This window comes from Brevundimonas sp. (assembly GCF_046293315.1).
In the GTDB taxonomy this organism is placed as follows: Bacteria; Pseudomonadota; Alphaproteobacteria; order Caulobacterales; family Caulobacteraceae; genus Brevundimonas.
Genome location: NZ_JBKBPF010000012.1, coordinates 90,433 through 99,990 on the forward strand (window position 1 = coordinate 90,433; position 9,558 = coordinate 99,990).

Sequence of the window (9,558 nt, forward strand, 5' to 3'; positions counted from 1 at the left end):
AACAGGTGTTTCCCCGGCGAGGGAACGGCCATGACCGCACCCCGTTTTCCCACCTTCAAAAAGGAGAATGACATGCTGAAGTGGGCGCTGATTTTCGCCGTTATCGCCATTGTGGCCGGGCTTGCCGGATTCACCGGCATCGCCGGCGCCGCCGCCGGGATCGCCCAGTTCCTCGCCATCGCCGCCGTGGTGGTGTTCGTGGTGCTGCTGGTGCTGGGCTACACGGTGGCCAAGAAGGTCACCTGACCGGGCTGGCCGGGATCAGAACGCCAGTCTGATCTCGGCCACCACGGCGTCGTCGTACTTGTTGTCGGCGGGCAGATCGACGTCGGTGTCGTGGTAGCGGACGTCCAGATCCAGGTTCGGGGTCAGGGCGTAGGTCACGCCGACGTTCCAGCCTGTGTAGTCGACGCTGTTGCGCTGTTCGCGGCGCCCCACCGCCGCCGTGCCTTCGAGGCGCGGGGTGAACTCCCAGCCCAGGCGGGCCTCGACCCAGCTGAAGCTGCCGGTCGGCCCGAGGGCGTCCGTCGAATACTGGTACTGAACCCGCGCGCTGGCCGGGCCGATGGAGCGCGACACATTGGCGGTGAACTCCCAGGCGCCGTTGTCCGTGCCGGGGATGGGGTCGACCAGCCACTTGTGGGCGGCGTTGAGGTCCAGATCGAAGCCGGCGACCTGCGGCGTCCAGCCCACCAGAACCTTCGTTTCCCAATCCGCCCCGTTGGAATCCACACCCTCGACCGAGCCCGAGACATAGAACTGGTCGCTGGCGACCCAGTCCACGATCCCGTAGGCGTAGGCATCCCCGCTGGTCTTGGAGATGGCCTTGGCCCGGTTGTCGGTGCCGGCGCCGATTTCCACGCCGAAGCCGTCAGGCAGGCTGAATCCGCCGTCCTGGGCCGAGACAGCGGTGGCGGACAGGCCGACGACGGCGGCGGCCAGAAGAGCGGTGCGGAGCATGGGGCGACGGAGCATCGGGCGACTCTGGGTCTGGTGGCGGTGTGACGCCGCCCTTACCCCCGCTTTCGGGCGAAATCATCACACGCCGACGCGAATTCGTCATTCAGTCTACGGATTAATTCGGATGTGGCCGGGATGTCATGCACCCCGCCCGCGCCCTGACCCGCGGACCAGACCGTTTTCCAGGCCCGCGCTTCCTCGCCCATGTCCAGCTTGTGCTCGGGCAGGGACTTGGGATCGATGCCGTTGGCGACCAGCGAGGGGGTGAGGAAATTGGCCGGAATGCCGGACACCGCCGGGGTGTAGGTGACGTCCGAGGCGCCGGAGTCCACCACCATCTGCTTGTATTCCTGCTGGGCCAGGCTTTCGGTCGTGGCGATGAAGCGGGTGCCCATGTAGGCGAAGTCGGCGCCCATCATCAGGGCGCCGGCCACGTCCTGGCCCGTGGAGAGACAGCCCGACAGGATGATGGTCCCGTCGAAGAAGGAGCGCACCTCGTTGACGAGGGCGAAGGGGTTCACCACCCCGGCGTGACCGCCGGCGCCGTTGGCCACCAGGATCAGGCCGTCGACGCCCGCCTCGGCCGCCTTGCGCGCATGACGCACATTGGCGATGTCGTGGAACACCACGCCGCCGTAGCCGTGCACCGCATCCACCACGTCGCGCACCGCGCCCAGGGAGGTGATGATCAGCGGCACCTGATGCTCCACCGACACCATCATGTCGGCCATCAGGCGCGGGTTGGTGGGGTGGACGATGTGGTTGACGCCGAAGGGGGCGGCGTCGGGCTTCAACCGCTCCTTGATCTCCACAAGCCAGTCCCGATAGCCCTCGGTGGTGCGCTGGTTCAGGGACGGGAAGGTGCCGATCATGCCAGCGTTGCACGTCTCGACCACCAGATCCGGACCGGACACCAGAAACATGGGTGCGGCGATGACGGGGAGGGTGAGGTTCTTGTCCAGCGAAGCGGGAATGGCCACGGGCGTCTCCTGAGTTTCGTTTCGCTACGCATAGCGGGGTGTCGCGGCGGAAAGCAATGCGCGGCGACGGTGCAGGAGAACAGCGCGCACGCCAAGGCGCCCGTCGTTACGGGTTAGCGGGAAGGGAGCGGGGCGCCGGGCCATCGCCCGGTGTAAGGATAGACAAATACCGTTTCGACGAAGGCTGACGCCCCGCGTAATCGTTTGGCTGGAGCCCCCGGTGGGCACGCGTCTTAGGCGCTAGCCGGTGTTTAGGCCCCGGACGGGCAGGTGCGGACAGCGCTCCGCATCCTGGACCCGGCGAGTAATCCGCCCCGCCGCTCAGTCCCGCTCGATCACAGCCCGCCGCCGCAAGGTCGCCGGCCGAGCGCCCCTCCCGTGCGACGGGATGGGAGAAGCATACGGGCGCCGCGAACGCGGTCGGAAAAATGGACGAAGATTTTTCGCGAAGCCTTGTCCGCCAATGCATTGGCCTCGAAAAATGCGGGGATATGGGCGCGGTTTGTCCCCCATTTTCCTTCTCCCCTTGCTGGAGAAGGTGGCCCGCGAAGCGGGTCGGATGAGGGGTGAAACGCCGATCATTCCGACGAGCGCTTGTTCAAATGCTCCGCGCGACAGACCGAACCGCGGGCGTGCGGCGTGAAACCGGCCGACACCGTGATTCACCCCTCATCCGTCATGCTCCGCATGACACCTTCTCCCGCAAGGGGAGAAGGGAGGCGCACGCCGCCCGGGCAAAATGCGTTACAGGCCCTTTTCCGGACAGCCGGGGATGCGTAGGTGTCCGGCATGACCCAGACCGCACAGACCGACACCTGGACCGTCGCCGGACGGACCTTCTCCTCGCGCCTGATCGTGGGGACGGGCAAGTACAAGGACTACGCCACCAACGCCGCGGCGGCGGAGGCGGCGGGGGCCGAAATCGTGACCGTGGCGGTGCGGCGGGTGAACCTGACCGATCCGGGCCAGCCGGTGCTGACCGACTTTCTGGATCCGACGCGCTACACCTACCTGCCCAACACCGCCGGGTGTTTCACCGGCGAGGACGCGGTGCGGACCCTGCGGCTGGCGCGCGAGGCGGGCGGCTGGACCCTGGTCAAGCTGGAGGTGCTGTCGGATCCCCGGACCCTGTTCCCCGACATGGAGGAGACGCTGCGGTCGCTGAAGCTGCTGACGGCCGAGGGGTTCGAGGTGATGGTCTATTGCACCGACGATCCGGTCTATGCCCGCAAGCTGGAGGACGCCGGGGCGGTGGCGATCATGCCGCTGGGGGCGCCCATCGGCTCGGGGCTGGGGGTGCAGAACCCGATCAACATTCACCTGATCGTGGAGCAGTCCTCGGTGCCAGTGCTGGTGGACGCGGGCGTGGGCACGGCCTCGGACGCGGCGGTGGCCATGGAACTGGGCTGCGACGGGGTGCTGATGAACACCGCCATCGCCGAGGCGCGCGAGCCGATCCGCATGGCCCGGGCCATGAAGCACGCGGTGATCGCCGGGCGTGAGGCCTATCTGGCCGGACGGATGAAGAAGCGGATGTATGCGGACCCGTCGTCGCCGCTGGCGGGGTTGATCTGATTTCAGATCCTTCTCCCGGTGGGAGAAGGGGGAACCCGCGCACGAAGGCGCGAAAGCGGCTTCGTTCTGGCGCGGGGGTGGAGGAAGGCGCGGCGGAGCCGATCCGACGACGGGGTTCGGTGTTCCGCCAGGACGCATACGACCCTCACCCTGCGCGCGAAGGAGCGGCTCGCTTCGCTCTCCGCTGCGCGCAGCCCTCTCCCAGCGGGAGAGGGGGCTGGTGCATCGACACCGCGACATACGCTGGATAGGGTGCGCGCAATCCTGAAATCGCACCCGAGGTTCTTCATGCGTCCTGTCCGTTTCGCCACTGTCCTGATGGCGAGCGCCGCGCTCGCCCTGCCGCTTTCGCTCGGCGCCTGCGCCACCATCGACGGGGCGCAGTCCGTCGCCTCCGCCGAGACCGTGGCGTTCGAGGCCCAGCGGGTGTCCGATCACATCCGCACCATGGCGGACGACAGCTTCGAAGGCCGCGGCATCGGCCAGGGCGAAGTGGGCGAGCAGCGGACCGTGGCCTACATCACCGAACAGTTCCGGGCCGCAGGTCTGGCGCCCGGCGGCGAGAATGGCGGCTGGACCCAGACGGTGACCCTGAACCGGTTCGAGGCGTCCAATGTGCAGGCGGCCCTGAGCGTGGGCGACTGGATCCTGCCCATGACCCAGGGCGAACAGGTGGCGATCTCGACCCGACGTCCGGCGCAGGGCGGGGCGGTCAATCTGGCGGACGCGGAGCTGGTGTTCGTGGGCTACGGGACCACGGCGCCGGAGCGTCAGTGGGACGACTTCAAGGACGTGGACGTGGCCGGCAAGGTGCTGGTGGTCCTGATCAATGACGCGGACTTCGAACAGCCGGAGCTGAACACCTTCGGCGGCCGGGCCATGACCTATTACGGTCGCTGGACCTACAAGTACGAGGAAGCGGCGCGGCGGGGCGCGGCGGGCGTGCTGATCGTGCACGAGACGGCGCCGGCCTCCTACGGCTGGGCCACGGTGCGCAACTCGTGGGGCGGGCCGCAGTTCGATATCCAGCACGAAGACCCTCAGGCGGTGCGCATCCCGGTGGAAGCCTGGATCCAGCGCGACGTGGCGGTGGAGCTGTTCCAGCGGGCCGGTCAGGACTTCGAGGCCCTCAAGGTCGCCGCGCGCAGCCGCGACTTCCAGCCGGTGGTGCTGGCGAACGCGGGGCTGGACGTCAGCTTCAATGTGGCGTCGTCGGCCATCCGCACCGACAATGTGATCGGCGTGCTGCGGGGATCGACCCGGCCGGACGAGACCATCCTGTACGGCGGGCACTGGGATCACCTGGGCATGGGCGAGCCGGACGCCAGCGGACAGCGCGAGGTGTTCAACGGCGCTGTGGACAACGCCTCGGGCATCGCGGCGATCATCGAGATCGCGCGCCGCTTCGGCGCCGGGCCGCGCCCGGAGCGGTCGGTGGTGTTCATGGGCTTCACCGCCGAGGAGAGCGGGCTGCTGGGGGCCGAGTTCTATTCGGCCAATCCGCTCTATCCGCTCGAGACCATGGTGGCGGGCATCAATATCGACAGCACCAATGTCTATGGCCGCACCACCGACATCGCGGTGACGGGGCACGGCCAGTCGCAGCTGGACGACTATGTGGCCCAGGCGGCCGCAGGGCTGAACCGCACCGTGACGCCCGATCCCCGTCCCGAGGCGGGCGGCTATTTCCGCTCGGACCACTTCCCGTTCGTGAAGCGCGGCGTGCCGATGATCTATGCGGGCGGGGGCGCCACCTTCCGCGACGAACCGATCCAGCCGCGCATCGACGCGCGGGCTGAATACGGCCGCACCCGCTATCACCAGGCGGGTGACGAGTGGTCGCCGGACTTCGACTATGCGGGCATGCTCGAGGACATGGAGATCTGGTACGAAGTGGGCGCCCGTCTGGCCAACAGCCGTGACTGGCCCGAGTGGAACGCCGGCTCCGAGTTCGGTCCGGTGCGGGCCGAAAGCGCCGCCGCGCGCCGGTAGAAGGTGAGGGGCGGCCGGGTCGAACCGGCCGCCCGCTTGTCGAGAGAGTGTCCGTGACCCCCTTCCAGATCACCGGCCGCTTGGCCGCCGCCGCCCTGCTGCTCGCCGCCCTGCCTGCGCAGGGCCAGGACTTCTCCGCCGAGCGCCTGTCGCAGGGCGTGCGCAGCATCAGCGCCGACGCCTTCGCCGGGCGCTATCCGGGCGAGATCGGCGAAGGCCTGACCCTGGGCTGGCTGCAGGCGCGCTACGAGATGCTGGGGCTGGAGCCCGGCGGGGCGGACGGGGCGTGGCTGCAGCCTGTGGACTTGAGCCGCTATGACCCGGTGCGCCCGGCGACGGCGGCCTGGCGCGCGGGCGGGGCGGTTCATGCGCTGTCGGAGGGCCTCCTGTTGCGGGCGGCGTCCAATGACGGGCGAGCCCAGGTCAGCGGCGCGCCGGTGGTGTTCGCCGGCTATGGCATCCATGCGCCGGAGCGGAACTGGGACGACTACGGCGACATCGACGTCGAGGGCGCCGTGGTGGTGGTCATGGCGGGCGAGCCGGACGGGGCGCTGTTCAACGGCGACTACCGCACCGCTCACGCCAGCGACTCCGCCAAGGCGGCGGAAGCCTACCGGCGCGGGGCCGTGGGCGTGCTGACCCTGGTGGACGCCACGGCGGACGAGCCGGCATGGGCGCGGCGGGCCCAGTTCAATGATCGCCAGCGCACCCTGTCGCCGGGCAATGACGACCTGGAGTTCACCGGCGCGGTGCTGGCGGCGACATTCGGCCAGTGGGCCGAGGCGGCGGGGCGTAGCCTTGAAGACCTGACTGGCGATGTGGACGGGGGGGCCTTCCGCGCCGTGGCGCTGGAAGGCGTGACCCTGGACGTGGACGCCGAGGAGACGGTGGAGACCCAGCGGTCATGGAACCTGCTGGCCCGCCTTCCGGGGACGGAGCGGCCGGAGGAGACCATCGTGTTCTCGGCCCACTGGGACCATGTGGGCGTGGGCGAGGGCGGCGAGGGCGACCACATCTACAACGGCGCCTGGGACAACGCCTCGGGCACCGTCGGGCTGGTGGAGATGGCGCGCGAGCTGAAGGCCGCCGGGCCGTTCGAGCGGTCGATCGTGTTCCTGCACGTGACGGCCGAGGAGCAGGGCCTGCTGGGCGCGTTCTGGTATGCGGCCAATCCGGTTTATCTGCTGGAGACCACGGTCGCCAACATCAACATCGACATGCTGCCCCTGTCGGCGCCGACCCGGGACCTGCCCATCTTCGGGCTGGGCCAGAACACGCTGGAGGACGAGTTGCAGGCGCTGGCCGAGGCCGAAGGCCGCTATGTCACCGACGACGGCCAGCCGGAGCAGGGCTTCTATTTCCGCTCGGACCACTTCGCCTTCGCGCGGGCGGGAGTGCCGGCCCTGATGCCGTGGCACGGGGTGGACCTGGTCGAGGGCGGCCGCGAGGTGGGCCTGCGGGCCTATCAGGCCAAGTTCCGCAGCGACTATCACCAGCCCAGCGACGAGTGGAGCGCGGACCTGGACTTCACCTCGGCGGTGGAGAACCTGACCCTGCTGTACCGGCTGACGGTCGACCTGGCGGACAGCGACCGCTGGCCCGGGTGGAAGCCGGCCTCGGAGTTCGGCCCGGTGCGGGCCCGCAGCGACGCGGCGCGGGAGTAGGGCCATGGCGGCGCGCCTGACCCCCATGACCGGCGACGGCTCGCCGCCTGTGCAGGGCGGCTATCCGCAGGCGGTGGAGGTGACGGGCGCGACCCGCTGGCTGTACCTGTCCGGCCAGATCCCGGTCGGGCCGGACGGCGGCCTGTCGCCGGACTTCACCGAACAGTGCCGCCAGTGCTGGGCCAATATCGAGGCGCAACTGCGGGCGGCGGACATGACGCTGGATAATCTGGTCAAGGTCACGACCTTCCTGTCGGACCGGGCGTATGCGCTGGAGAACCGGGCCGTGCGGCTGGAGGTGCTGGAGCATCGCCAGCCCGCCCTGACCGTCATCATCACCGGCATCTTCGACGAGGCCTGGCTGGTGGAGATCGAGGCGGTGGCGGCGGCCTAGCCCAAAATCGGCTCTAGGCCCCTTCGCGGATCAGTTTGCGGCTGATCAGCTTCCAGGCGATCAGGGTGGCGGCGGTGACGACCAGGGCGACCGTGGCGACGATGCCGATGGTGTGCAGGTGGTCGTCGAGGCTGCCGAACTGGGTCAGGCCCGCGGCCACCAGCCAGCCGGGAGCGATCATCACCGGCACCCAGACCACGGCCGAGAAGAAATTGGCCAGCTGGAATTTGGTCTGGTTCATGGTCGTCATGCCGGCGATCAGGGGCACGAAGGCGCGCACCGGGCCCATGAAGCGGCACAGGAAGATGGAGGCCACGCCATAGTGGCGGAAGAACAGCCGGGCCCGGGCCAGGGGGCGGCGGTGCTTCTTCAGCCAGGGGTGGCGCCAGGCGCTGGGGCCGACGCGGCGGCCGATCCAGTAGGACACGGCGTCGCCCGCCACCGCTCCGCCGATGCACCACAGCAGCACCGGCACCGGGTTCAGGATGCCCGCGCCGATCAGGCCGCCGGCGGTGACCATCAGGGCCGTGGCCGGGAAGAAGGCGCCGATGAACACCAGCGATTCGCCGAAGGTGATCAGACCCAGAATCGGGGCGGCCCACATGACGTGCTCCTGCACGAACGTGTTCAGGTCGGCGATCAGGTCTTCCAACAGCAACTCCGGAGCGTGGGGGACAGGCGCCCGATATAGGCGATTTGGGCCCTCAGACCACAGAGCGACAGCCGAATTGTGACAATCCGGGCGACGGTGTGTCGCAGGTGCGGCGGTCTGGTCCCCTGCGGAAACGAACAGGGCGCGCGCGCGTTCTGTCCGCCATGAGAAACATGCTGATGCTCACCGCCGCCGCCCTGGCCCTGACCGCGTGTGGAGAGCGGACCAATCCGCCGACCGAACCGGCCGAGCCGGTGACCGAGGCGCCGACCATCAATCCCACCGTGCCGATCCAGCCGGGCCAGGGGCCGGAGACCTTCGTGGGAACCTGGGCCGCACAAGCCGCGTGGTGCGGCAATACAGCGGCCACGACCGATCAGGTTCCCGTCCGCATCACGGCCGAGCGCTTCGAGGGCTACGAGAACCGCTGCGACATCACCGCCATCCAGCAGAGGGGCGACAGCTATGACGCCAGCCTGGCCTGCGAGGCCGAGGGCATGACCAGCCGCGAGCAGGTCAACATGCGGGTGGTCGCGGACCGCCTGACCCTGACCTGGGCGGACCGGAGCGGCGAGCCGGTGCAACTGGTGCGCTGCGGTCCGGCCCCGGCGGAATCCCTGGACGGGGCTTGAGCGGGGACTCCCCGTCATCGCGGTTGAAGCGAAGCGCCCCCTCTTGTCATCCCGGCCGGAGCGAAGCGGAGAGCCGGGACGGCGGGCAACCTCCCCCCTCCGTCATTCCCCGGCTTGACCGGGGAATCCAGATTCCCTGGCGATTGTGGTTTGCCGGCCCTGTCGGCGCGTCTGGACCCTCCGGTCAAGCCGGAGGGTGACGGGGTTATCGGGTCACGGCTCCGGTCCCGGGGTGTGAGACTCCGGACGCGAGAAACAGTGCAATTGCAGTGCAAGGACCTCGTCCGTGAGGGCGCGTTCGGCCTGGCCGGACAAGGCGTCCAGCCCGGCGGCGAGGCGGGTCAGCCTGTCGTTCGTTTCGGGGGCGGCGTTGGACTCCGAAGGCGAAAAACGGTGCAACCGGAGTCTGTCTTCCGCCTCGCGGGCGGCCTTTTCGACCTGTCGGGCGACGGCGGCCAGTTGGGTGCTGAGGCGCAGCAGGTCGCGGGCGGGGTCATCGGCGTCGTCCATCCGATCGTCGTCGTCAGGCGCCGGTTGGTGAGACTCCGGGGCTGAAAAACAGTGCAACGGGGGTGCAACGTCCCGGATAGCGCCTGAGGGCGCTTGCGGGATGACAAGGGGCTCCTCATTGGCCGCCGCTTCGGCCGCGCGGCGGTCGGCGGCCTCGCGCTCCATGCGGGCTTCACGGGCCTCCATTTCCTCATAGCGG

10 protein-coding genes are annotated in these 9,558 nt (G+C 69.0%); 6 read left to right on the plus strand and 4 right to left on the minus strand.

All coding sequences use genetic code 11. The annotated features are described in order from the left end of the window. The first annotated feature begins 72 nt into the window (after positions 1–72). Positions 73–246 carry a DUF1328 family protein gene (locus ACK4SE_RS11795; protein ID WP_409692814.1) on the plus strand — a complete coding sequence of 58 codons (174 nt, stop codon included), beginning with the start codon at positions 73–75 and terminating at the stop codon, positions 244–246. Between the two features lie 15 nt (positions 247–261). Here ACK4SE_RS11795 and ACK4SE_RS11800 read toward each other — a convergent pair whose 3' ends face one another. Further along, a complete protein-coding gene (locus ACK4SE_RS11800; protein WP_409692817.1) occupies positions 262–975 on the minus strand; it encodes a TorF family putative porin in 714 nt (237 codons plus the stop codon). A 38-nt stretch (positions 976–1,013) separates the two neighbouring features. Continuing rightward, positions 1,014–1,940 (minus strand): NAD(P)H-dependent flavin oxidoreductase, encoded by a 927-nt coding sequence (locus tag ACK4SE_RS11805; RefSeq protein WP_409692820.1) that lies wholly within the window; start codon positions 1,938–1,940, stop codon positions 1,014–1,016. Positions 1,941–2,729: 789 nt separating this feature from the next. Between ACK4SE_RS11805 and ACK4SE_RS11810 the strand changes: the two genes are divergently transcribed. From ACK4SE_RS11810 to ACK4SE_RS11825, 4 genes are all read left to right on the plus strand, one after another. After that, on the plus strand, positions 2,730–3,515 hold the full coding sequence (locus ACK4SE_RS11810; protein ID WP_409692823.1) for a thiazole synthase: 786 nt from the start codon (positions 2,730–2,732) through the stop codon (positions 3,513–3,515). 288 nt (positions 3,516–3,803) lie between these two features. After that, on the plus strand, positions 3,804–5,507 hold the full coding sequence (locus ACK4SE_RS11815; RefSeq protein WP_409692826.1) for a M28 family metallopeptidase: 1,704 nt from the start codon (positions 3,804–3,806) through the stop codon (positions 5,505–5,507). Positions 5,508–5,560: 53 nt separating this feature from the next. Beyond that, positions 5,561–7,171 carry a M28 family peptidase gene (locus tag ACK4SE_RS11820; RefSeq protein ID WP_409692828.1) on the plus strand — a complete coding sequence of 537 codons (1,611 nt, stop codon included), beginning with the start codon at positions 5,561–5,563 and terminating at the stop codon, positions 7,169–7,171. 4 nt (positions 7,172–7,175) lie between these two features. Beyond that, positions 7,176–7,565 (plus strand): RidA family protein, encoded by a 390-nt coding sequence (locus ACK4SE_RS11825; protein ID WP_409692832.1) that lies wholly within the window; start codon positions 7,176–7,178, stop codon positions 7,563–7,565. 13 nt (positions 7,566–7,578) lie between these two features. Here the strand turns inward: ACK4SE_RS11825 and ACK4SE_RS11830 are convergent, their stop codons facing one another. Next, positions 7,579–8,217, minus strand: a complete 639-nt coding sequence (locus ACK4SE_RS11830; protein ID WP_409692835.1) for a DedA family protein — start codon at positions 8,215–8,217, stop codon at positions 7,579–7,581. Between the two features lie 173 nt (positions 8,218–8,390). Here ACK4SE_RS11830 and ACK4SE_RS11835 point away from each other — a divergent pair, with 173 nt between their 5' ends. Further along, on the plus strand, positions 8,391–8,849 hold the full coding sequence (locus ACK4SE_RS11835) for a hypothetical protein (RefSeq protein ID WP_409692838.1): 459 nt from the start codon (positions 8,391–8,393) through the stop codon (positions 8,847–8,849). A 213-nt stretch (positions 8,850–9,062) separates the two neighbouring features. Here ACK4SE_RS11835 and ACK4SE_RS11840 read toward each other — a convergent pair. Then, positions 9,063–9,558, minus strand: a 496-nt coding sequence (locus ACK4SE_RS11840; protein ID WP_409692840.1) for a hypothetical protein, incomplete at its 5' end; no start/stop codon positions are given.

What these genes read in the sequence shown, in the direction of transcription:
- ACK4SE_RS11795 (WP_409692814.1), top strand. Translation starts at nt 73, where the DNA reads ATGCTGAAGTGGGCGCTGATTTTCGCCGTTATCGCCATTGTGGCCGGG.
- ACK4SE_RS11800 (WP_409692817.1), bottom strand. Translation starts at nt 975, where the DNA reads ATGCTCCGTCGCCCCATGCTCCGCACCGCTCTTCTGGCCGCCGCCGTC.
- ACK4SE_RS11810 (WP_409692823.1), top strand. Translation starts at nt 2,730, where the DNA reads ATGACCCAGACCGCACAGACCGACACCTGGACCGTCGCCGGACGGACC.
- ACK4SE_RS11815 (WP_409692826.1), top strand. Translation starts at nt 3,804, where the DNA reads ATGCGTCCTGTCCGTTTCGCCACTGTCCTGATGGCGAGCGCCGCGCTC.
- ACK4SE_RS11825 (WP_409692832.1), top strand. Translation starts at nt 7,176, where the DNA reads ATGGCGGCGCGCCTGACCCCCATGACCGGCGACGGCTCGCCGCCTGTG.
- ACK4SE_RS11835 (WP_409692838.1), top strand. Translation starts at nt 8,391, where the DNA reads ATGCTGATGCTCACCGCCGCCGCCCTGGCCCTGACCGCGTGTGGAGAG.